The 21,558-nt window shown below is 32.5% G+C and carries 25 protein-coding genes and 1 tRNA gene; 13 read left to right on the forward strand and 13 right to left on the reverse strand.

Annotated features, from left to right (window positions below; all coding sequences use genetic code 11):
- Window positions 1-148 (reverse strand): SulP family inorganic anion transporter (locus HA152_RS10145; RefSeq protein WP_432421764.1); only part of this gene is annotated, 148 nt, incomplete at its 3' end.
- 223 nt (window positions 149-371) lie between these two features.
- On the opposite strand from HA152_RS10145, the gene hemB reads away from it, so the two are divergent.
- The 5 genes from hemB to HA152_RS01145 all read left to right on the forward strand — a co-directional run bounded on the left by hemB (window position 372) and on the right by HA152_RS01145 (window position 5,541).
- Window positions 372-1,373, forward strand: coding sequence for a porphobilinogen synthase (gene hemB / locus HA152_RS01125; protein WP_209132678.1), 1,002 nt, complete (start codon window positions 372-374; stop codon window positions 1,371-1,373).
- Between the two features lie 62 nt (window positions 1,374-1,435).
- The gene (locus tag HA152_RS01130) at window positions 1,436-1,822 is read left to right on the forward strand and encodes a VOC family protein (RefSeq protein ID WP_209132686.1); all 387 of its coding nucleotides are present in this window, start codon (window positions 1,436-1,438) and stop codon (window positions 1,820-1,822) included.
- Window positions 1,823-1,836: 14 nt separating this feature from the next.
- On the forward strand, window positions 1,837-4,248 hold the full coding sequence (locus tag HA152_RS01135) for an endonuclease MutS2 (protein WP_209132688.1): 2,412 nt from the start codon (window positions 1,837-1,839) through the stop codon (window positions 4,246-4,248).
- A 40-nt stretch (window positions 4,249-4,288) separates the two neighbouring features.
- Window positions 4,289-5,272: a GTPase ObgE gene (obgE, locus tag HA152_RS01140; RefSeq protein ID WP_209132696.1), complete on the forward strand. Its 984-nt coding sequence runs from the start codon at window positions 4,289-4,291 to the stop codon at window positions 5,270-5,272.
- Window positions 5,273-5,358: 86 nt separating this feature from the next.
- Window positions 5,359-5,541 (forward strand): hypothetical protein, encoded by a 183-nt coding sequence (locus HA152_RS01145; RefSeq protein WP_011817712.1) that lies wholly within the window; start codon window positions 5,359-5,361, stop codon window positions 5,539-5,541.
- 72 nt (window positions 5,542-5,613) lie between these two features.
- Here HA152_RS01145 and HA152_RS01150 read toward each other — a convergent pair whose 3' ends face one another.
- Entirely contained in the window at window positions 5,614-5,832 is a 219-nt protein-coding gene (locus tag HA152_RS01150) for a CP12 domain-containing protein (RefSeq protein ID WP_011817713.1), read from the reverse strand.
- 116 nt (window positions 5,833-5,948) lie between these two features.
- A complete protein-coding gene (locus HA152_RS01155; RefSeq protein WP_209132698.1) occupies window positions 5,949-6,905 on the reverse strand; it encodes a glutathione S-transferase family protein in 957 nt (318 codons plus the stop codon).
- A 20-nt stretch (window positions 6,906-6,925) separates the two neighbouring features.
- Here HA152_RS01155 and HA152_RS01160 point away from each other — a divergent pair, with 20 nt between their 5' ends.
- Complete coding sequence (locus HA152_RS01160) at window positions 6,926-7,831, forward strand: aspartoacylase (protein ID WP_209132700.1); 906 nt, start codon at window positions 6,926-6,928, stop codon at window positions 7,829-7,831.
- A gap of 118 nt (window positions 7,832-7,949) precedes the next feature.
- Here the strand turns inward: HA152_RS01160 and HA152_RS10030 are convergent, their stop codons facing one another.
- Window positions 7,950-8,078, reverse strand: coding sequence for a hypothetical protein (locus HA152_RS10030; RefSeq protein ID WP_280634297.1), 129 nt, complete (start codon window positions 8,076-8,078; stop codon window positions 7,950-7,952).
- A gap of 189 nt (window positions 8,079-8,267) precedes the next feature.
- Here HA152_RS10030 and psbA point away from each other — a divergent pair, with 189 nt between their 5' ends.
- On the forward strand, window positions 8,268-9,350 hold the full coding sequence (psbA, locus tag HA152_RS01165) for a photosystem II q(b) protein (protein WP_002805533.1): 1,083 nt from the start codon (window positions 8,268-8,270) through the stop codon (window positions 9,348-9,350).
- A 106-nt stretch (window positions 9,351-9,456) separates the two neighbouring features.
- The gene (gene aroC / locus HA152_RS01170) at window positions 9,457-10,554 is read left to right on the forward strand and encodes a chorismate synthase (RefSeq protein ID WP_209133294.1); all 1,098 of its coding nucleotides are present in this window, start codon (window positions 9,457-9,459) and stop codon (window positions 10,552-10,554) included.
- A gap of 34 nt (window positions 10,555-10,588) precedes the next feature.
- On the opposite strand, the gene HA152_RS01175 is transcribed toward aroC, so the two are convergent.
- The 6 genes from HA152_RS01175 to isiD all read right to left on the reverse strand — a co-directional run bounded on the left by HA152_RS01175 (window position 10,589) and on the right by isiD (window position 16,861).
- Window positions 10,589-11,215 (reverse strand): bifunctional 4-hydroxy-2-oxoglutarate aldolase/2-dehydro-3-deoxy-phosphogluconate aldolase, encoded by a 627-nt coding sequence (locus HA152_RS01175; RefSeq protein WP_209132702.1) that lies wholly within the window; start codon window positions 11,213-11,215, stop codon window positions 10,589-10,591.
- Between the two features lie 18 nt (window positions 11,216-11,233).
- Complete coding sequence (ftsH, locus tag HA152_RS01180; RefSeq protein ID WP_209132711.1) at window positions 11,234-13,087, reverse strand: ATP-dependent zinc metalloprotease FtsH; 1,854 nt, start codon at window positions 13,085-13,087, stop codon at window positions 11,234-11,236.
- A gap of 46 nt (window positions 13,088-13,133) precedes the next feature.
- Complete coding sequence (sat, locus tag HA152_RS01185) at window positions 13,134-14,309, reverse strand: sulfate adenylyltransferase (RefSeq protein ID WP_209132713.1); 1,176 nt, start codon at window positions 14,307-14,309, stop codon at window positions 13,134-13,136.
- A 72-nt stretch (window positions 14,310-14,381) separates the two neighbouring features.
- Window positions 14,382-15,176: a photosystem II manganese-stabilizing polypeptide gene (locus HA152_RS01190; protein ID WP_209133296.1), complete on the reverse strand. Its 795-nt coding sequence runs from the start codon at window positions 15,174-15,176 to the stop codon at window positions 14,382-14,384.
- A gap of 217 nt (window positions 15,177-15,393) precedes the next feature.
- Complete coding sequence (gene coaBC / locus HA152_RS01195) at window positions 15,394-16,650, reverse strand: bifunctional phosphopantothenoylcysteine decarboxylase/phosphopantothenate--cysteine ligase CoaBC (RefSeq protein WP_209132715.1); 1,257 nt, start codon at window positions 16,648-16,650, stop codon at window positions 15,394-15,396.
- Window positions 16,640-16,861 (reverse strand): protein IsiD, encoded by a 222-nt coding sequence (gene isiD / locus HA152_RS01200; protein WP_209133298.1) that lies wholly within the window; start codon window positions 16,859-16,861, stop codon window positions 16,640-16,642. The genes coaBC and isiD overlap by 11 nt, the downstream gene beginning before the upstream one ends.
- Window positions 16,862-17,080: 219 nt before the next feature.
- On the opposite strand from isiD, the gene HA152_RS01205 reads away from it, so the two are divergent.
- The gene (locus HA152_RS01205) at window positions 17,081-17,281 is read left to right on the forward strand and encodes a hypothetical protein (RefSeq protein ID WP_209132717.1); all 201 of its coding nucleotides are present in this window, start codon (window positions 17,081-17,083) and stop codon (window positions 17,279-17,281) included.
- A gap of 11 nt (window positions 17,282-17,292) precedes the next feature.
- Entirely contained in the window at window positions 17,293-17,634 is a 342-nt protein-coding gene (locus HA152_RS01210; protein WP_209132719.1) for a DUF565 domain-containing protein, read from the forward strand.
- 2 nt (window positions 17,635-17,636) lie between these two features.
- Here HA152_RS01210 and HA152_RS01215 read toward each other — a convergent pair whose 3' ends face one another.
- The gene (locus tag HA152_RS01215; protein ID WP_209132721.1) at window positions 17,637-18,653 is read right to left on the reverse strand and encodes an aspartate carbamoyltransferase catalytic subunit; all 1,017 of its coding nucleotides are present in this window, start codon (window positions 18,651-18,653) and stop codon (window positions 17,637-17,639) included.
- Between the two features lie 21 nt (window positions 18,654-18,674).
- Window positions 18,675-19,259 (reverse strand): DNA-3-methyladenine glycosylase, encoded by a 585-nt coding sequence (locus tag HA152_RS01220; RefSeq protein WP_209133300.1) that lies wholly within the window; start codon window positions 19,257-19,259, stop codon window positions 18,675-18,677.
- A gap of 169 nt (window positions 19,260-19,428) precedes the next feature.
- Here HA152_RS01220 and gatC point away from each other — a divergent pair, with 169 nt between their 5' ends.
- On the forward strand, window positions 19,429-19,722 hold the full coding sequence (gatC, locus tag HA152_RS01225; RefSeq protein ID WP_209132730.1) for an Asp-tRNA(Asn)/Glu-tRNA(Gln) amidotransferase subunit GatC: 294 nt from the start codon (window positions 19,429-19,431) through the stop codon (window positions 19,720-19,722).
- Between the two features lie 5 nt (window positions 19,723-19,727).
- Here the strand turns inward: gatC and HA152_RS01230 are convergent, their stop codons facing one another.
- Window positions 19,728-20,675, reverse strand: a complete 948-nt coding sequence (locus HA152_RS01230) for a fatty acid desaturase (protein WP_308789018.1) — start codon at window positions 20,673-20,675, stop codon at window positions 19,728-19,730.
- Between the two features lie 240 nt (window positions 20,676-20,915).
- Between HA152_RS01230 and HA152_RS01235 the strand changes: the two genes are divergently transcribed.
- Window positions 20,916-20,997, forward strand: a tRNA-Leu gene (locus tag HA152_RS01235).
- 71 nt (window positions 20,998-21,068) lie between these two features.
- Complete coding sequence (locus tag HA152_RS01240; RefSeq protein WP_209132732.1) at window positions 21,069-21,518, forward strand: hypothetical protein; 450 nt, start codon at window positions 21,069-21,071, stop codon at window positions 21,516-21,518.
- Window positions 21,519-21,558 lie beyond the last annotated feature (40 nt).

The raw sequence follows: 21,558 nt of genomic DNA on the forward strand, positions 1-21,558 counted from the left end.
CTCCGTATAGTCCATAAATTGCTCCGCCAGGTCCTAACGCAGCATTACCAAAAGCAAGAGCGAGAGGTAAAGCCACTACTGCGGCTGTGATGCCTCCAAGAATATCGCCTCTTACATTTTTCAGATGAAATCCATTAATTATTTTCAAAGATGCTCTCCTTAAAATAAATACTTAACTAGAAGATATTATCTCTTAATGACGTAAATTTGTGAAAAATGAAGATTGTGCAAAATATTTTTGTAACTTTTTTTGCTTTTAATAAATAAATTTTAGTTAATTTTCCTGAACAAAAGTAGTCTCTGATTGATTTATGTGGGAGGTGAGCGATTAATGTATTAAATAAATATTTTTCAATTTAAATAATATTCAAATGAATTCGATTATTCGACCTAGAAGATTAAGAAGAACTGAAGCAATTAGAGAAATGGTTAGAGAAAACCATCTAACGGCATCTGACTTTATATATCCATTATTTATTCATGAAAAAGATTTTAAAGAGGAAATTTCAGCAATGCCAGGAACTTATAGATGGGATATTAATGGCTTAATAAAGGAGGTTACTAGGGCATGGGAATTGGGAATAAGGTGTGTGGTTCTTTTCCCAAAAATTAACGATAGTTTAAAGACTGAAGATGGAGCAGAATGTTTTAATGAAGACGGTTTAATTCCTAACGCTATTCGAATATTAAAAAAAGAGATTCCAGAAATGGCAATAATGACAGATGTTGCCTTGGACCCATACTCTTGTGATGGTCATGATGGATTAGTTGATGAAACTGGAAAAATATTGAACGACGAAACAATTGAAATTTTAAAAAAACAAGCTTTAACACAAGCAAGAGCTGGAGCAGATTTTATTGGCCCGAGTGACATGATGGATGGGAGAGTTGGAGCGATCAGAACTGCTCTTGATAGCCAAGGATTTAGTGATGTAGGTATTATTAGTTACACAGCAAAATATTCATCTGCTTATTATGGTCCATTTAGAACTGCTTTAGATTCGGCTCCAAAAGAAAATAGTAAAAAAATAATTCCAGACAATAAGTCTACATATCAAATGGACCCTGCCAATTCAAAAGAGGCTTTAATTGAATCTGCATTGGATCAGTATGAAGGAGCTGATATTTTGATGGTAAAACCAGGAATTTCATACTTGGATATTGTTTATAGATTAAGCACTTTTTCAAATAAACCTATAGCTGCATACAACGTTAGTGGTGAGTATTCCATGGTAAAGTCTGCTGCTATGAAGAACTGGATTAACGAAAAAGATATTGTATTAGAAACATTGCTAAGTTTTAAAAGAGCAGGAGCAAAATTAATACTCACTTATCATGCTTGTGATGCATCTCAATGGTTGCAGGATACTTAAAAACTCATTATTAACAAAAATTTGGTTTATTCTTAGATAAGTAATAAATTAACTGCTTTGTTTTGAAGTTTTCACAAGGAGTAAATAGGATTGGTCACATTGCACTTAGAGTCGAGAATCTCGAAAGGGCGAAATCTTTTTATATTAAGCTGGGTATGAATTTAGTTTGGGACGATAAAGATTGGTCTTATTTAGAAGCTGGTAAAGGGAAAGATGGACTTGCTTTGTTAGGCCCTAGTTACAAAGCTGCGGGACCTCACTTTGCTTTTCATTTTGAAAATAAAAAAGAAGTGGAAAATATTCAAAATGATTTAAAAAATTCTGGTGTAAAAGTTGGGCCTATACATGAACATAGAGATGGAACAGCATCTTTTTATATGAAGGATACTGAAGGAAACTGGCTCGAGATGCTTTATGTTCCTCGTGAAGGGATTCAATCGAATGTTTGATTCTTTTTTGTTGTATGCAAGAGAAAAGTTATTCAAAAAAATTATATTCAGATAACACCTTAGAAGAAGAATCTATAAGCCTTCTAGAGTGGGATTCGTTAAAAACGCATTTATCTTCTTTCGCCTCAACGGAAATGGGTAAAAGAGAAATTTTAAGTTTTGGTATCCCTTCAGAATACGAAGCATCTAAAAGACTTTTGAATGAAACTATTGAAATAAATGAGTTAGAAAATAATTTAGATAAATCAATTAGTTTTTCTGGTGTTTTTGATATTAGTAGAAATATTGAAATTTGTTCCAAGGGAGGTGTGATTTCATCTTCTGAATTGTTAGAAATAGCGAAAACAATCGCTGCAGCAAGAAATTTAAAAAAAATTTTATTAGATTTTGAACAAAGGCCTTATATTTCATCATTTACAAAAAATTTAATTGACCATCAGAATATTGAAACGATTTTTAAAAAAGGCATTGAATCTAATGGAAGGATTTCAGACAATGCTAGTAATGAACTAACTATTCTTAGAAAAGAATTATTATCTAAGAAACTTGAAAGAAAAATATTAGTTGATAAATTTATTCAAAAGAATTTAGCTTATTTGCAAGATACTACTATTGGAGATCGATATGGTAGGCCTGTTTTAGCTATGAAAGTTAATTATTTAGATAAATTTAAAGGTATAATTCATGACTCTTCATCTTCAGGAAATACAGTATATTTTGAACCTGATAGTGTAGTAACTAGAGGTAATAAGATAGCTTCTTTAGAAGCTAGGATCACAGCAGAAGAATTTAAATTACTTAAGAAATGGTCCCAAGTTGTTAGTGATAATTCAGAAAATCTTATCGAAATGGCATCTATTTTATTGAGATTAGAAAATGCTCTAACTCGTTCAAGATATTCGCAATGGATTGGAGGCAAAACTCCTACGTTTGAGAAAAATCCTATTATTTCTTTAATAGGTTTTTCTCATCCATTATTGATTTGGGAACATAAGAAAAAAGGAGCTCATCCTCCAGTGGCTGTCGATTTTCATATAAATAGAAATATTAAGGTTGTAGCTATTACAGGTCCAAATACTGGAGGTAAAACGGCAGCTTTAAAAGGCTTGGGTTTATCTTTACTTATGGCTAGAGCAGGATTATTGATACCCTCAACTAATAATCCTATTATCCCTTTTTGTCCAAATATATATGTGGATATAGGAGATAATCAATCATTAGAAGAAAATTTATCTACCTTCAGTGGGCATATATCCCGCATAAAAGAGATATTAGATTCACTTGATAATAAAGAAGGATTATCAGTCGTTTTGTTAGATGAGATTGGATCTGGCACAGATCCTCTTGAAGGAAGTGCTCTTGCGATGGCTTTATTAAAAGAATTTGCAAATAAATCTGATATCACTTTAGCAACTACACATTATGGAGATATTAAGGCTTTAAAATATAACGACTCCAGATTTGAAAACGTATCAGTTGCCTTTGATGAAGATTCTTTGAAGCCAAAATATATACTCAACTGGGGTATTCCTGGGAGAAGTAATGCTTTATCAATTTCTAAGAGAATTGGTCTCGACGAAAGCATACTCAATGAAGCCGCAAATTATCTAAAGCCGAAAGAAGTTGATAACATTAACAGTATTATTAAAGGACTTGAGGAAGAGAGGATTAAACAACAAAATTCTGCAGAAGCAGCTGCAGAACTGATTGCAAGGACTGAAATATTACATGATGAACTGAAGAGAAATTATGAATATCAAAAAATAAATGCTGAAAAAATCCAAGAAATTGAAAGGTCTAAATTATCAAAACATATTGTATCCGCTAAAAAAGAGGTAATAGATTTGATTAAAAAATTAAGAGATAAAAATGTTAATGGAGAAGATACGAGAATTATTGGAAAAAGATTAAAGGAAATTGAGACGGAACATTTAACCCAAAAAAAATTTGAAAAGTCAATATCATGGAATCCTAAAGTAGGCGATTATATAAAAATTAAAAGTCTAAATAGTACGGGACAAATTGTAGATTTAGATAAAAAAGGTGGTTTTTACGAAGTTAAATGTGGCTCATTCAGAAGCATATTATCTATAAATGACTTTGAAGGTATTAATGGAGAAAAGCCTTATTTCAAAAGATCAAAAATTGAGATCAAGTCTACAAAGGAAGATTTTTCTTTTTCTAAGATTAGAACGAGTAAAAATACAATTGATGTAAGAGGGCTAAGAGTTCATGAAGCCGAAATAATTCTTGAAGAGAAAATTAGAAAATTTCATGGACCGCTATGGATTGTCCATGGAATTGGAACAGGGAAATTAAAAAAAGGATTAAGAAATTGGTTATCAGGTTTAAATTATGTTGATAAGATTGAAGATGCAGCCAACAACGAGGGTGGGCCTGGTTGCAGTATTGCGTGGATAAAATAAAATTTAAAAAACTTAGAAAACATTTTAATAAGCTTATTAAGTGCAATTTATTGATCAAGCAAACATTATTCTTAAAGCTGGAAAAGGTGGTAATGGAATAGTTTCATTTAGAAGAGAAAAATTCGTTCCTGCTGGAGGACCTTCCGGGGGGAATGGTGGCAAAGGTGGTTCAGTTATTTTGATGGCTGATAATAATCTTCAAACATTATTAGATTTCAAATTCAAACGAGAAATAATTGCTGAAGATGGATGCAAAGGAGGTCCTAATAAGAGGTCAGGTGCTTCAGGTGAGGATAGAATCCTTAAAGTTCCCTGCGGTACAGAAATAAGGGATATTAAAACCGGGATTATTTTAGGAGACTTAACTAAAGATAAAGAGAGTTTAACTATTGCCATTGGAGGAAGAGGTGGACATGGTAATGCTTACTATTTAAGTAATCAAAATAGAGCCCCAGAATCATTCACTGAAGGAAAAGATGGTGAGATATGGGAGGTTCAATTAGAACTAAAACTTCTTGCAGAGGTTGGGATTATAGGCCTTCCAAATGCTGGGAAAAGTACTTTGATTTCGGTTGTATCATCTGCCCGTCCAAAAATCGCAAATTATCCTTTCACGACTCTAATACCTAACTTAGGTGTAGTAAGAAAAATTGATGGGAATGGTTGCCTTTTTGCAGATATTCCTGGATTAATATCAGGTGCAGCTGATGGAGTAGGTTTGGGGCATGATTTTTTAAGGCACATCCAAAGAACCAAGATACTTATTCATTTAATTGATGCAATTGCAGAAAATCCTTTACATGATTTTGAGATTATTGAGCAGGAATTAAAAAAGTATGGGAAAGGTCTTTTAGATAAAGAGAGGATAATAGTATTGAATAAAATGGAGCTTGTAGATGATGCTTATTTGAAAATAATTACAAAAAAGTTAGAAGATTTATCTAAAAAGAAAGTTTTAGTTATTTCTTCATCTTTAAAAAAAGGTTTATCTCCACTGCTTTCTGAAGTATGGAAGAGAATATAACTTAAATTAAAAATTTTTTTGTCAAAAAATATACTTGATTTAATAATGAAAATTAGTCATAAATAAGATACTTCTTTAGAAAAAATATGAATTTCTATACTTGCTTTGATCAACAAGGAAAAATAATAGCTAGATGTCAAACGATTCAAGATATCGAGGTCTTGAAGAAAATGGGAAGACCAATTGTAGAAGTCAAGGAAATGAAAAATGAGGAGTCGGTTGTTTGTTCGCTTACAGGTAGTCCATCAGACTTTAATAGAGATTACTAAAAAATTTAACAAACAAAAAAAGGGCTTTTAGAGCCCTTTTTTTTGTTTGTGCATTATCGATAAAAAGAAAACTTAATCATCATAAACAAGACATTCCGGTTCATCCGGATTGGCATCGCAGAAAAGTTCCAAAGCATTAGGGTCATGTTTATCCTCTGGATGATGATCCTTATATTCTTCGAGTTCTTTTAACTCTTCAGTTAAATGTCTGACCTTTGGAAGATTGCCCTCTGCTTTTGCAGATTCGATTTCCGATTGATCTTTTTGGATGTGTTCGTCAATGGATTTCATTTTAAGCTATTCGTACTTTAGTAGACATACATAACATAGTTAATTTCTAATGAAATTGCATTATCTATGAACTAAATAAGTGTTCATTACAACATCATTTTTTTTCCGAAATTGATTTATTTATTTTTTAAGTACTCTAATCCCATTATTTCCTCTAACGATGCTAAAACTGGGATTAGTTGATTTGGGTTTAAAGGGAATAAAGCTTTGTAGTAATCTTTCTTCCATTCATTGTCGAAGCATGTCTTTTTTACGTTAGATAAGTTAAAGAATTTTAATCTCCATTCAATAATCTTTTCGAAACTTGATAGTTCTTGTTCAGTACATTTGAAAAGTTTGCTATATATCAATTCCCATCTTATAAGCGTTGGAAAAAGGTAAATATCTGCATAGGTTAACTCTTCTCCAAATATCCAGCCCCCTTTGTTTTTCTGTAGTAAATTTTCAACTTCATTTATAGCTGCGAAAAGATGTTGACTTGCTTTTTCATAAGCTGGCTGGTTTCTTGCGAAACCACATTTATATACGCCATCATTAATACTGTTATTAATTAAATCTAAAAATTTTTGATTACAATCTTTAATGCTTAATGACTGATATTTCGATTCACTTTTTATTGAATTGAGCAGTCTTGTAATCTGTGAACTTTCATTAGACAAAATTTTTACTTCATCTTTTACAAAACTAGTTAATAGAGGTAATGTCGCTCTAAATATGTTCTTTTCATTAGCTTTTTTGTAAAGGTCTGAAAGTCTCATACATCCCTTTAAATTTGTATTGAAAATCCATTCGCCATGCTCAACATCTGCTTTTAAAAAAATAACTTTAACTTTTTTAGATAAATGTTTTATTTCGTGGACGAGTAAAGTTCTTTGACACCATGGACAAGAATTCCCTACCAATAAATAAATTTGTCCATTCTCATTATTAATATCGTATTCATTATCAATTGTTATACCTTTGGGCCTTTTATAATTACCATGTAAATCCGATGGTGCGAAGCCATTCATTAGTTGGGTCCAAAACCAAAACCAGAATTTTTTGGAGGCCTTAATAAGGTATTTATTTTGCATAAAATTTTATTTAAAAAAAAATGACTGTTCAAAGAATACTTATCGTTTCAGGTACTCATGGGAATGAAATTAATCCTGTTTGGGCGGTTAAACAATTTAATAGAGAGGAAAATAGTTTAAATCATGGTATTGAGTATGAGTACATCATAGGTAATCCTGCTGCCTATGAAAAAGGGTACAGATATATAGATGTAGATTTAAATAGATCTTTTAAAATAACTGAGAATTTTGATCAACATAAGAATAGCTTTTATGAGACTAATAGAGCCAATTTTTTAGTAGATCAATTTGGAATTGACGGATCTAAACCCTGTCAAATTGCAGTCGATTTGCATACTACTACTGCAAATATGGGAACTAGCATTGTTTTGTATGGGAGGCGATTCAAAGATTTTTGTTTAGCTGCGTTACTGCAGAACAAATTTGGATTGCCTATTTATTTGCACGAAAAAGACAAAGCCCAAACAGGCTTTCTTGTAGAAGCTTGGCCATGTGGTTTAGTTATTGAAATAGGAGCTGTCGCACAAAATTTTTATGATCCAAAAATCATAGATAGATTCTTAATAATCATTAGATCTTTAAGGGAAGAGATATTTAAATTAAGAAACAATCTTATAGAACTTCCCAAGGAATTGGTTGTTCATGTTCATCAAGGGAGTATAGATTATCCAAGAGATGAAAAAGGATATATTGATGGTCTAATACATCCTGAAAGAATAAACAAAGATTGGGAAATGATTAAAAAAGGAGATCCATTATTTCTTGATAGCCAAGGAATAATTCATAAATATGATGGAGAACAATTGATTTGGCCTGTTTTTATTGGCGAAGTCGCCTATAAGGAAAAAAAAATTGCCATGAGTTACACGAAGAAAGAAGTTATTAGTTCTAACAATCAATGGGTTTATGAGTTTGAAAGCCTTTAAATTAAGAAACAAGGACAATAAATTGGTGAAAACTAATAAGGATTTTTTATTTAATAGATAAGTTTATTTAATATTTAATACTTTTATTTTTTTTTGCTAAGTCTTAATCCTTAAAAACTTAAATTCTTTCGCTCCAATAAATAACAGCTCCAAAAGCCTCTAATTGCAGTCTTCTATGCTTAGCATCTCTTAAGGAAACCACCTCTTTCGATCTTTTTCCGTTGAGAAGCCATTCGATTATCACCAAGTTAAATCCTCAATAACAAAGAAAATATTAAGACATGGAGGTTATGTTCTTTGATATTGCAAAAAATAAGTTTACTTAAAGAAAAAAAAATTACACATTTTTAGCGATTTTGGTCTAAAATCTTCGAAGCGGAATTTATTTTCCGTTTTTATTTACACGTCTCACTTTAGAGACATATTTTACGAACTCATGACAACTATTCAGCAGCAGCGTTCTTCGCTGTTAAAAGGTTGGCCACAGTTTTGTGAGTGGGTAACATCAACTAACAACAGAATCTATGTTGGTTGGTTCGGCGTCTTAATGATTCCATGCCTACTTACAGCAGCGGCTTGCTTCATCGTTGCATTCATCGCAGCACCACCAGTAGACATCGACGGAATTAGAGAGCCAGTTGCTGGTTCATTCCTTTATGGAAACAACATCATCTCAGGTGCAGTTGTTCCTTCATCTAACGCTATTGGTCTACACTTCTACCCTATTTGGGAAGCAGCTACTGTAGATGAGTGGTTATACAACGGTGGTCCTTACCAGCTTGTAATTTTCCACTTCCTAATTGGTATCTCAGCATACATGGGAAGACAGTGGGAGCTTTCATACCGTTTAGGTATGCGTCCATGGATCTGTGTTGCATACTCTGCACCAGTTTCAGCAGCTTTCGCAGTATTCCTTGTATACCCATTCGGTCAAGGTTCATTCTCTGACGGAATGCCTTTAGGTATCTCTGGAACATTCAACTTCATGTTCGTTTTCCAAGCAGAGCACAACATTCTTATGCACCCATTCCATATGGCTGGTGTTGCTGGTATGTTCGGAGGATCTTTATTCTCAGCTATGCACGGTTCACTTGTTACTTCATCTCTAATCAGAGAAACAACTGAGACAGAATCTCAGAACTATGGTTACAAGTTCGGACAAGAAGAAGAAACATATAACATCGTTGCAGCTCATGGCTACTTCGGTCGTTTGATCTTCCAATATGCAAGTTTCAACAACAGCAGAAGTCTTCACTTCTTCCTAGCTGTATTCCCAGTTGTTTGTGTATGGTTAACTTCAATGGGTATCTGCACAATGGCATTCAACCTTAACGGTTTCAACTTCAACCAGTCAGTTGTTGATGCAAACGGTAAGATTGTTCCTACATGGGGTGACGTTCTTAACAGAGCAAACCTAGGTATGGAAGTAATGCACGAGCGTAACGCTCACAACTTCCCACTTGATCTAGCAGCAGCTGAGTCTACAACAGTAGCTCTTTCAGCTCCAGCTATCGGTTAAGCTTAAAGTTCTTAAATTTACAAGCCCCCTCTTAGGGGGCTTTTTTTTGTTTAATTTTCAATTGGTTTCATATAATGTTTATATAGATAAAACATTTGATATTTCTATGAGTAGTAGTTTTGGAAAAATTTTTCGTGTTAGTACTTTTGGAGAATCACATGGTGGTGCAGTTGGAGTTATCCTTGATGGATGTCCCCCTAAGTTAAAAGTAGATATAAAACTAATACAAAATGAATTAGATAGGCGCAGACCTGGCCAAAGTGATATTACAACACCCAGAAATGAAGAAGATAAAATTGAAATATTAAGTGGAATAAAGGAAGGGTTAACACTTGGAACTCCAATAGCGATGTTGGTAAGAAACAAGGATCAAAGACCAGGAGATTATGGTAATTTGGAGCAAGTATTTAGACCTTCTCATGCAGATGGTACATATCATTTGAAATATGGAATTCAGGCAAGTTCTGGTGGTGGAAGAGCCTCTGCAAGAGAAACAATTGGAAGAGTAGCTGCTGGTGCTGTAGCAAAACAATTATTAAAAAACTTCTGTAACACTGAAATACTATCTTGGGTAAAGCGTATACATGATATTGATTCTGATATAAATAAAGAAAAAATTTCTCTCAACAAAATAGATTCTAATATTGTTAGATGTCCTGATGAAAAGGTATCAGCAGAAATGATAGAGAGAATTAAGGAATTAAAGCGTCAAGGAGATTCTTGTGGCGGTGTTATTGAATGTCTAGTAAGAAATGTCCCTTCTGGTCTTGGAATGCCTGTTTTTGATAAATTAGAAGCTGATTTAGCGAAGGCTTTGATGTCTTTGCCTGCCACGAAAGGCTTTGAAATAGGTTCAGGTTTCTCTGGAACTTATTTAAAAGGAAGCGAACATAATGATGCCTTCATTAAATCTGATGATATAAGGAAGTTAAAAACAATATCCAATAATTCAGGCGGTATACAGGGAGGTATAAGTAATGGCGAAAATATTGAGATGAAGATAGCTTTTAAACCTACAGCAACTATCGGGAAAGAACAGCAAACAGTAAATGCTGAAGGAAAAGAAGTTTTGATGAAAGCAAAAGGGAGACATGATCCATGTGTTTTACCAAGAGCAGTTCCTATGGTTGATGCTATGGTGGCTTTAGTACTTGCTGATCATTTACTACTGAATCAAGCTCAATGTGGCTTAATCGAAAGTTAGTAGTTTTGTTAAATAAATTATATTTATCTTTGATTTAATTATTTTTGAGCCATTCATATATTTTTGGATCAAATTTTTTTTTAATAATACCTTTATCTCCAATCACGATTGCTTTGTATCCTAAAGATTGATAAGTTTTTACATCATTGATTGATAGGCCTCCAGCAGCAATGAAATTAATACTTTCAAAGTTGAGTATATCTATGGAACTAGCTTTACTTTTTATTGGATAAATTTTGATAATGTTGCAATTTAAATTTATCGCTTCCTCGAGATCTTTTAAATTTTTAATTCCGGGTATTAATAAATAATTTTTTGACTTCGAATAATTAAAAAGTTCTTTATCCCAAAATTTCATCATAGAAAAATTTAATCCAATTTTTAATGAATCTTCTATTGATTGCTTATTAACTATGGAGGCAGAGCCTAAATTAATTTGTGGAAAATTGAGTTTGATTTCGGATACAAAATCCAACCACTTTTCGTTGTTTGACCAACTTATTTCAATATTTTTTAATCCTAATTTTACTAAGCTTTCTAATTCTTCAAAAAATGAATTTCTTATAGAAGTATTTGAGTAAATATTATCTTCCGGTTTTACGAGTAAAAAAAAAGATCCTTTTAGCAGCAAGTCAGAAAAAGAATCTTCTTTAATATTCATTAAATATTTGTTTTTTAATTAGATATAATTCGCTACTTTGACTTCTGATCGGTTTAGCAAGTCTTGGATATCTTCAGTATCTATGGTTTCTTTTTCAATTAGCATTTGAGCCATCTCGTCAAGAACAGTTCTATTATCTGTTAAAACTTTTGTAGCTCTCTTATAGGCAACATCAACAAGTTCTGAAACCTCTTCATCAATTGTTGCGGCTGTGTCTTCAGAAAAATCTCTTGTAGAACTCATATCTCTTCCGAGAAACATTCCACCTTGAGATTGACCTAGAGCGACTGGACCTATTTTGTCACTCATGCCGAATTTAGTAATCATTTGTCTTGCTACATTGGCAACTTGCTGTAAATCATTTGAAGCTCCGGTTGTTACCTCTTCTTCACCATAGACTATTTCTTCAGCAACTCTTCCACCAAGAGCTACAGCCATTTGATTTTGTAAATAAGAACGAGAGTAAAGGCCAGATTCCATTCTTTCTTCACTTGGAGTAAAGAAGGTTAGACCTCCAGCTTGACCTCTTGGAATGATAGAAACTTTTGCTACTGGATCATAATCAGGCATTAATGCTCCAACTAGTGCATGACCAGCTTCGTGATAAGCAACTAATTCTTTTTTCTTATCACTGATGACTCTATCTTTCTTTTCTGGGCCAGCCATTACTCTTTCAATGGCGTCACCGACTTCGTCATTACTTACTTTATCTAAATCTTTTCTAGCTGCTAGTATTGCTGCTTCATTTAAAAGATTAGCTAAATCTGCACCAGTAAATCCTGGTGTTCTTCTGGCAACTTTATCTAAATCAACGTCTTTTGAAAGAGTTTTATCTTTCGCATGGACATTTAATATCTGCAATCTTCCAGCATAATCTGGTCTATCTACTGTTACCTGTCTATCAAATCTTCCGGGGCGCATTAAAGCTGAATCTAAGACATCAGGTCTGTTGGTGGCAGCAACTATTATTATTCCTGAATTACCTTCGAAACCATCCATTTCGGTTAGGAGTTGATTTAATGTTTGTTCTCTTTCATCATTTCCTCCGCCCATACCAGCACCTCTTTGTCTTCCAACTGCATCTATTTCATCAATAAACACAATACAAGGAGCATTCTTTTTAGCTTGTTCAAAAAGATCTCTAACTCTGCTAGCTCCAACTCCTACAAACATCTCTACAAATTCTGAACCAGATATTGAGAAAAAAGGTACACCTGCTTCTCCTGCGACTGCTTTTGCTAACAATGTCTTTCCTGTACCAGGAGGGCCAACTAGAAGAACTCCTTTTGGAATTTTTGCTCCGACCGCAGTAAATCTATCTGGACTCTTAAGAAAATCTACAACTTCTGTAAGTTCTAATTTTGCACCTTCAACACCAGCAACATCTGAAAAGGTTACTTGTGTAGATGGTTCCATTTGCAGTCTAGCTTTGCTCTTGCCAAAACTCATGGCAGGGTTACCGCCTCCAGCATTACCACTTTGGGATCTTCTGAAAAGAAAAAATAGGCCTCCAATTAAAAGTACTGGGAAAATCAAGCTACTAACAGCCTGTTGCCATGGATTGGCTAATTTTGTAGGAGTTACAGCTATATCTACATTATTCTCAGTCAGTATTTTTAATAAATCTTTGTCAGGGGCTAAATTGACCTCAGACCTGCTCCCATCATTTTCAACAACCTGAGCTGTGGCATTATCTGGGGATATTAGGACTCTACTGATTTCTTTATCCTGCACTGCCTCTATAAAATCACTGTATCTTAGAGTCTTTGTAGAATTTTCAGTACTAGGTTTATCAAAAACTGAAGTACCAATGAAAATTACAGTAATAACAGCTAGGACATAAAGTCCTACGTTTCTCCAACGTTTGTTCACAATAAAAAAGCTTTAATAAATCTATAATACTAATAATAAAACAATATTAAGAGCGTCTTAGAACATCAACTACACTTTTGAATGCAAACCATTCAGGAATTGGTTCGCCATTCCTCAATTTCTTTCTAAATTCAGTACCACTAAGTTTCATGATTTCATAATTAAATTCTTTGGCTTCTTCAGCTGTTATATATCCTTTTTCCTTCGTATAAACTAAATTTTTTGAAGGAACAGTTTGCATCATCAATTCATCTGCACACTTATTCGCAAAATTTTGGGCGTCATATGGACCATAAAAATCTTCACCAGTTGATGACGACTTACAACCAGCCATATCTCTACCAATAATAAAGTGGGTGCAGCCATAATTTCTTCTGATTATCATATGTTGAAGAGCTTCTCTTGGACCTGCCATATGCATTGAATAAGGTAAAAAAGCCCATTTTATTCTTTCATCAGATATTTCCTCTTCTAATTCTTTATAGGTCAAATATCTAACTTTTCCAGGGATATCATCTTGTTGAGTTGGCCCACAAGTTGGATGAACTAAGACAACTGAGTTAGAGGAGACATTATCTGAAAGTAAGGCATTAGTAAATAATTCATAATGTGCTCTATGAATTGGATTTCTGCATTGAAATGCAACTACATCATGATTTGATGGCAGTGTAGATCTAACTTCTTCTGGGGTTTTGCAGGGGAATTCTCTAATTGGTAGTTCAAAACCATAAACTCTTCCTCCTATATAAAATCTACCTCTCTCGTTAAAAATCATCTTAACAGCAGGATGATCTAAAGAGTTAGTACCATAACAAAGTTCAGCTTCTAAGGATTTGTCAGGCTCCCATTTAGAGCTAACTTCTAAAACTGCTATTTTTTGTTTTTTATAAGTAAGCAATATTGTCTCTCCAGCTTTTACTTTTTCATTATTTGAATCAAATACAATAGGTAAGCCAAAAAGTAACCCGTGTGTATTTCTATTATTTTTAATTACCGAATTGTAGTTATTTTCATCCATAAAACCTTCCAATGGAGAAAAAGCTCCAACCATCAAAAGTTCTACATCGCATGCATTTCTCTCGCTACATTCAAACTCATAAGTAGCATTAGAGATAAGATCATTTGTAAGTTTTTTATCTTTGATAATTAAATTTTTTAGTTCTCCTCCATAAGGCGGTATTAGTCCATCAGTATCTGTTTTACTTTTTTGTTGTAATTCCATTTTTAAAATTGATAAAGAAAAATTTTGAAAAAAAAAAGAGGGGTTTAACCCCCTTTTTCTCTTGAGTAAGATTTATGCCTTTCTTCCGTAAAGCTCCCCTATTATTTTTACATCAAGTGGATCCTTTGAACCCATATCTGTATCTGAAGGTTGGATAGCTTCAAAAGTACCAGCAAATTCGTCTGTGTCAGAATCTACATTGTTGATTGAAAGAGTAATAACGCCAGTACCATTTACATCAACTTTAATATTTTCTTTTGCAAGTTCTTCGTCATCTCCTCCTAATGCAACTAAACCTTGAGCATATTCAACACCAGTATTTTTAGCTCTTGCTTTAGGATCTAGAAAGTCACCAGTTCTGTAGTTAGGTGTAAATGTTGAACCATTAACCTCAGTGCCTGGCTCAATAGATGAAGGTAAATCAGCAGTAAGATCTTTTGCTGAGAATGCGAATGGCACCTCTAAACCACCAGGAGTTAAAACAGTTATAAGTTGAAAATCAATACCACCCTTTTCAGTGAAAGTTCCTGAATCTATATCTCCATAAACTTCTGTGACTGTGGTGTTATTTCTAGGACTTATAATTTTTGTAGAAACAAATTCTGCAGCTTTTCTTTTTGTCCCTGGCACTTTTACATAAACTTCTGTTGGATGCATACATATTCCTTTAAGGCTATCTCCATTCCCTAGAGATATTGATCCGACAAGAGATGAGTCTAATGTAGGGCAATCATTAGCTTTTCCTGTGTTAACAACATCTGTGAATTGTGCATTTCCTCTTTCAGAAAAAGCAAATGTTTTAACAGGTACGAAAGCAAAAGTTATACAAATTGAAATAACAAAAGCTAAGAAAGAACGAATTCTCATAATTAAAGTTGCAGTAAAGTTCTGTGACGATAGATTAAAGGTCATCTAATAAGTTCAGTACGGATATTACAAGGGAAAGGACCATAAAAGATAGGACTATTAAATCCTCGAAACAACCCGTAGCTTTTTAGATTTTAAAAAACTGGAATCATTTTAAGCTATCACATTATTTTTAATGATTAAGATTACAAAAAAATACAAATTAAAAAATTTTTTTTTATTTTTTAAATGAAATAATTTGGGTTATTAATTTATTTGCTAAATCAATTTTTGATGTTTTTTTAATGTAGTGTTCCATATTGTTAGTATCGAATAGCCAGCCTTCATTTTGTGCCAAAAAGCCAAATCCTTGACCTTCAAGATCAATTGGATTTGCGAATAGATAATCACAACCCTTTTGGATAATCTTTTCTTTAATTGTCATTCGTGCTTCTTCGATAGATCCTGTAAAAGCACAAAAGCCTACAAAAACTTGGTTATCTTTTTTTGATTTACTAATTGTTTTTAAGATATCTGGGACTAGCTCAAAGTTTTGATTCAAATGAGCATTAATTTGATTTTTTGGAATTTTGGCTGAAGTATCAGAGGTTATCTTGAAATCAGATACTGCTGCATTCATGAAAAAATAATCGCAATTTGATATTTCATTATTAAGTTCCCTAATTAAATCAACACTATTTTCAATTTCATATCTTTTTATTCCATCAGTAAGATTCTTGTCGATTTTCAGAGGCCCATGAACATATTTTACTTGTGCTCCTCTGAACCTCGCTACTTGAGAAAGAAGTAGGCCCATAGCTCCAGAACTTTTGTTAGTAATGTGTCTTGCCGCGTCAATTTTCTCTGAGGTACAACCTCCAGTTATTAAAATTTCTTTATTAAGTAAATCTTTGCGATATTCATTTTGTTTGTGTGAAGCTATAAATTCAAGAGCTAATTGGATTAGATCATTTGAAGGTATCTTACCGATGCCAATAGCATCACATGCTAAGAGACCTTCACTTGGTTGCAAAGATAAAACATTTTCGTAATTCTGTAAATTCTCATAATTTTTTTGGACAGCTTTATTAAGCCACATTTTTGTATTCATTGCTGGTGCAACAATAATTGGCTTTATATTTGCTATTAAGATGCTTGGAATCAATCCCTCAGCATTTCCAGTTACCCATTTTGCTAATGTTGTCGCTGTTAAAGGGGCGATGATTAAAATATCAGCCCAATTACCTAGTTCTATGTGAAGAGGTGTTGATTGACTATCAGACCATTGATCATTTTCTAAAATGCAGGGGTTTCTACTTAAAATAGAAAGAGAAAGCGGCTTTATTAATTTTTCTGCATTTTTTGATAAAACGCATCTTATTTCATAATTTTCTTTCGCTAATTGGCTAACTAATAATGGAATTCTTACAGCTGCAATACTCCCAGTTATTAATAAAAGAACCTTTATTTTGGAGTCCTTAGTTTTAGTTTTCATCGAAAGGTTCCTGATCGAGGAGATGGGTATAATTAGTTGTTAATTCAGGCCTATTGATTGCAAGTGCCCTCAGTAAATGCCAGTCCTTTAAACCATCAAATGGACTATTATAATTATCTTCCTCTAGCCTTTTAGCGAGCTCAAGGGTCATTTCTTCATCAAAAGAATTTACTAGTTCCTCACTTATTTTATTTTCTGAAATAAATTTCATATTGAGTAAAGTCAATATACTCTAATAATAATGCTTCAAGTAATTTTTTAAAATTGATATAAGAATTAAGTATATATTTTCAAGGGTATTATAATTTTTAATTTCTATAATCTTTCCAAATTTTTGTTAGGTCATTTATCTTCATTCTCAATCATAAATATGCAAACTCTCCTTTTCAAAAATATTCTTCCTTAAAATATCCGTGTAATTATTTACATCATGTCGCAAACCAAAAGAGAGCAAGTCATTAGTCACATACGCTATTTAAGGCAAGAGCTCAGAGAAATGCATTTAGGAATAAAAGAAGATAACCTTTTCCCTGAACCAGGCGAATTAAGAGGATTAATGGCTCAGTTCGAAGCATTACTTGAATTAATAGAAGGAAATACTAAAATTCAATCAAATTCTGAAGCGGCCTAGTTTAATGAAAAATGGTTGTTAAACCTCAAAAGACAAAATTTCAGCTAAAAATTGTGGAAAATATTCAGACATTAAGTTTTTGGGCTAACAATCCATGGCGAAGATATTCAATATCATTGATTACTCTTTTAATCGGCTACTTTTTTGGAAGTTCTCTTGGTATGGTAAGTGCCGTTGTGGAACTCATGGATCCTGTAGCCGCGTTTTTAGCAGTAGTTTTTATTGAGTTTTTAATACTTCTAAGAAGAAATTTTAGATTTGAAAGGAAAAAAAAATTTTTAGTACTTTTATTAGATTCTTTAAGATTGGGATTGTTTTATGGTTTCTTTACTGAAAGTCTTAAGTTGCTATAAATTTAGTTGTTGTGTTTTTGTAACAGATAAAGCAAAGCCATTCTTATGGGGATACCATTTGCAACTTGATTATTAATTAAGCAATTAGGATATCGATCTACCACTTTGCTACTGATTTCAATATCTCTATTAATGGGACCAGGATGTAGAATTGGGATCTCTTTATTATTTAAGGATAATTTCTCTGGGGTTAAGCCATAATCCAAACTATATGAATCAATGCTACTTAGTAAATTTTCCATCATTCTCTCTTTCTGGAGTCTTAAAACAATAATCGCATCTGCAATTTTTATTGATTCTTCCAATGATCTAGAAATCTTTATGGAACCTCTTGATTTAACAGGATCTTCTGTTTGATTTGGCGCGGGGGTTTTTAAAAAATTGATAAATTCATCAGGTATTAATGTCTTAGGACCACATAAGATTATATCGGCGCCGAATGCACTCAAAGCCCAAAGATTTGATCTAGCAACCCTTGAATGATTAACATCTCCAATAATTAAAATTTTTTTGGAATTTAAAACCTCTGGATTCAGTGTTTTTTTGGAAAAGAATTTTATCAATGTATAGATGTCAAGCAATCCTTGGCTTGGGTGACTATGTAATCCATCTCCCGCATTAAGAACCGAAGTCTTGGAATTTATTGCATCAAGTTTTTTTGCGATCTCAAAGGTAATGTAACTTGATGAATGTCTAATAACTAATGTATCCGCCCCCATAGCAGAATAAGTTATGGCTGTATCAATTATTGTTTCGCCTTTTGTTAGAGAGCTAGAGGATGGCGCAAACGTTTGGACATCAGCAGAAAGTCTTTTTGCTGCAAGCTCAAAACTATTTTTTGTTCTTGTACTAGCTTCAAAAAATAAAGAAGTTACCAAAGTCCCTTGTAAGGCCGGTATCTTTTTTGTTCCTGCATTCTTTAGTGCATCAAATCTATTAGCTAATTCAAATACTGACTCATAATCTTTAATTGAAAAATTAGCTAGTGTGTGGATATGTTTATGAGGCCAAATTTGCATTACGCTTAAAAAGATAAATGATTATTGAAATTTAGGTGTTCTGTCACCTTTTAATCTTTTACTTACACTCCTACTATTTTTGAGATACCAACGCCATTTTATATTTTTTGCCTTTGATATGCCAATTCTCGTAGTTTGAATAAGATCTTTTTCTTCTAGATTGGATTCTCTTGGAGAAATCCATAAAGATTTGTTATTAAGAACTTCAAGTGCGTTAAATGAAATGTCTACACTATATGTTTTAGTTACTAGGCCAGGTCCCGAAGCTAATCTTTCATTCTTATTAGAGATAAAAACCGATCTTATCAAAACACCACTCGCAAAATTTTCTTTATCAGTAACTATGTTTAAACAATGATGAATGCCATAAGATTTGTAAATATAAAATGTGCCAGGTTTACCAAATAATGATTTGTTTGATTCAGTCATTTTACGGTAGCCATGACAGGCCTCTTCTTCCTGTGAATAAGCTTCAGTTTCAACAATAACCCCTTTAACTTGATCTATCTCATTATTTTTTTTTATGAGGTGGCAGCCTATTAAATCAGGAGCAACAAGTTTAGAGTGCCGAAAAAAAAAATTTTTTGGAAATAATTCTTCTTCTATTTTTCAATATCTATCTATAACATATTTAGCTGAGAAAAATAATTAAGGCTATTAATTTATAATGATTTTCAAAAAGATGTGATTATTTTTTAAATTATTTATAATTCAAAGGATATATAAATATTATGTTCTCAATAAACTATTATTTAATAATAAAGATATTAAAGACATGTCAAAAATAACTAAAGAGGAAGTTAAAAAAGTTGCTCATTTAGCGAGATTAGAACTTAACGGGAATGAAATTAATAATCATGCAGAACAATTAGAAAAGATATTGGATTATATAAAACAACTTGAAAAAATTGATACAGATGATGTCCCCTGTACAACTAGAGCTATAGAGGTTGTAAATGTATTTAGAAAAGACGAAAAGAAAAATTCTGATTGCAATGAAGAACTTTTAGAATTGGGCCCATCGAAAGAGGATAAATATTTTAAAGTACCAAAAATTATTAATGAATGAGTAAGTTAGTTGCTTCCAATAAATGTTTTGTTGACTATCTTTAATAAAAATTTTTTTATTTTAAAGCTTGGATATAAATTTATGATTTTTCGTATTTTCCCCCTCTTTTTACTATGACTCCTTACACCTATTAATAAATCATAAATAAAGTTAAAAATGTCTTCTTTACTTTCAAATATACCAACCCTTTGGGGGGAGCCTTTTTTATCCAATAAAGGCTTGGTTTTTTCATAAGCTATTTTGTATTCAAACCAAGGAATCGAAGGCCAAAGATGATGAATGAGATGATAATTTTGTCCCATTATTAATAAATTCATAAATTTGCTTGGATAAACTCGAGAATTTATCCATTTATTTCTTGATCGAAATGGTCTATGGGGTAAATAATCAAAAAATATTCCTAAGGTAACCCCGACCATTAATGCTGGACCGAACCATAAATTATAAATTAAATTCATAAAGTCAAATTTCAAACCTGCCAAGATAATTGTTATGAATATTGATCTTTCAATTCCCCATTGTAGTAATTCATATCTTCGCCAAAGTTTTCTTTGAAAGAAAAATACCTCATGATAAAAAAATCTAGGAGCAATTAGCCAAATTGGACCAAAAGTACTGACAATATGATCTGGATCATTTTTGGGGTGATTTACATGTATATGATGTTGTAAATGAACTCTCGTAAAAACTGGAAAGCTAAACCCTAATAGAATTGCTGAGCCATGACCCATTGCTTGATTTATCCAAGGAACTGGATGAGCAGCTTTATGACAGGCATCATGAATTACAGTACCTTCAATATGTAAAGCTAAAAACGCAGTGGCTACAAGTAAAGGTAAAGGCCAAACACCTCTATACCATTGCCATATGCTAAGAAAAGCAAGAAAATAACCGCCAAAAAATAAACCTAATGTTGGGTTCCAAAAACTTGGCGGATCTACGTAATTTTTAATCTCTTTTTGCCAATTAAATGTTTTTGAAGAATTAGTTTTTTTCGTTGTATTTTTACTGGTTAAGTTTGAAATCGTTTCTTTTATTCTTTAAATAATATAACTAATATTTTAAGATGATTGCATGCTTAAACATAAAAAATTTCTTTTAAGAGATTTTTAATTGAATTTAATGTGTCAAATTAATCATCTTGAGAAAAAAAATTTTTAAAATAAACCTCTTTCAATTATTATTTTATTTGAGCGGTCGTGGCGGAATTGGTAGACGCGCGAGTTTTAGGTACTCGTATCTTCGGGTGTGGGAGTTCAAGTCTCCCCGACCGCACTTAAGGAAATTCTGATAGATAGTTTGCTTATCTATATCAACTCTTATAATTTAATTGAGTAGTTAATCTAATGAATAGTTTGATATTTTACTTGGGAACTTTTTATATTGTAATTGGGGTCATTTTCCTGACTGTACCTATAATTTATCTTGAGCTCGGCAAACCAAAAGACTTAATAAAAGCTTTTTTTAATTTATTAATAGGTTTGATATTAATAATTAAAAATAAAACATTAGATGAATCATTTTTTGTAATTTTCCTTTTTTTAACAGTACTAGTTATTTTTTATCTAGTAGAGATTTTTTTATCTAGATGGTACCAATTAACAGATATCGAAAAGAAAAAATTAACTACCTTTGTGGAGTTTAAAAACAACTTTTCGAAAATATTAGAGTCTATTAATCTTGTATTTGGTGATTTCACGAAACCTTCAAATTTTTTTAATTTTGGTAGCAATAATAAAAATACAATCCAAAAAAAGTGGGTAAGAAATGATAAAAATGATAATATAAAAGTCTGAAATTAAATAAATTGGTTATTTGAAAAATCCCAAAAAAACT

The organism is Prochlorococcus marinus XMU1412 (assembly GCF_017696315.1).
GTDB lineage: Bacteria > Cyanobacteriota > Cyanobacteriia > PCC-6307 > Cyanobiaceae > Prochlorococcus_A > Prochlorococcus_A marinus_AF.

Coding starts and splice junctions, on each gene's coding strand:
- hemB (WP_209132678.1), top strand. CDS start 372: ATGAATTCGATTATTCGACCTAGAAGATTAAGAAGAACTGAAGCAATT.
- HA152_RS01135 (WP_209132688.1), top strand. CDS start 1,837: ATGCAAGAGAAAAGTTATTCAAAAAAATTATATTCAGATAACACCTTA.
- HA152_RS01145 (WP_011817712.1), top strand. CDS start 5,359: ATGAATTTCTATACTTGCTTTGATCAACAAGGAAAAATAATAGCTAGA.
- HA152_RS01150 (WP_011817713.1), bottom strand. CDS start 5,832: ATGAAATCCATTGACGAACACATCCAAAAAGATCAATCGGAAATCGAA.
- HA152_RS01155 (WP_209132698.1), bottom strand. CDS start 6,905: ATGCAAAATAAATACCTTATTAAGGCCTCCAAAAAATTCTGGTTTTGG.
- HA152_RS01160 (WP_209132700.1), top strand. CDS start 6,926: ATGACTGTTCAAAGAATACTTATCGTTTCAGGTACTCATGGGAATGAA.
- psbA (WP_002805533.1), top strand. CDS start 8,268: ATGACAACTATTCAGCAGCAGCGTTCTTCGCTGTTAAAAGGTTGGCCA.
- aroC (WP_209133294.1), top strand. CDS start 9,457: ATGAGTAGTAGTTTTGGAAAAATTTTTCGTGTTAGTACTTTTGGAGAA.
- HA152_RS01175 (WP_209132702.1), bottom strand. CDS start 11,215: ATGAATATTAAAGAAGATTCTTTTTCTGACTTGCTGCTAAAAGGATCT.
- sat (WP_209132713.1), bottom strand. CDS start 14,309: ATGGAATTACAACAAAAAAGTAAAACAGATACTGATGGACTAATACCG.
- HA152_RS01190 (WP_209133296.1), bottom strand. CDS start 15,176: ATGAGAATTCGTTCTTTCTTAGCTTTTGTTATTTCAATTTGTATAACT.
- coaBC (WP_209132715.1), bottom strand. CDS start 16,650: ATGAAAACTAAAACTAAGGACTCCAAAATAAAGGTTCTTTTATTAATA.
- isiD (WP_209133298.1), bottom strand. CDS start 16,861: ATGAAATTTATTTCAGAAAATAAAATAAGTGAGGAACTAGTAAATTCT.
- HA152_RS01205 (WP_209132717.1), top strand. CDS start 17,081: ATGTCGCAAACCAAAAGAGAGCAAGTCATTAGTCACATACGCTATTTA.
- HA152_RS01210 (WP_209132719.1), top strand. CDS start 17,293: ATGGTTGTTAAACCTCAAAAGACAAAATTTCAGCTAAAAATTGTGGAA.
- HA152_RS01215 (WP_209132721.1), bottom strand. CDS start 18,653: ATGCAAATTTGGCCTCATAAACATATCCACACACTAGCTAATTTTTCA.
- gatC (WP_209132730.1), top strand. CDS start 19,429: ATGTCAAAAATAACTAAAGAGGAAGTTAAAAAAGTTGCTCATTTAGCG.
- HA152_RS01240 (WP_209132732.1), top strand. CDS start 21,069: ATGAATAGTTTGATATTTTACTTGGGAACTTTTTATATTGTAATTGGG.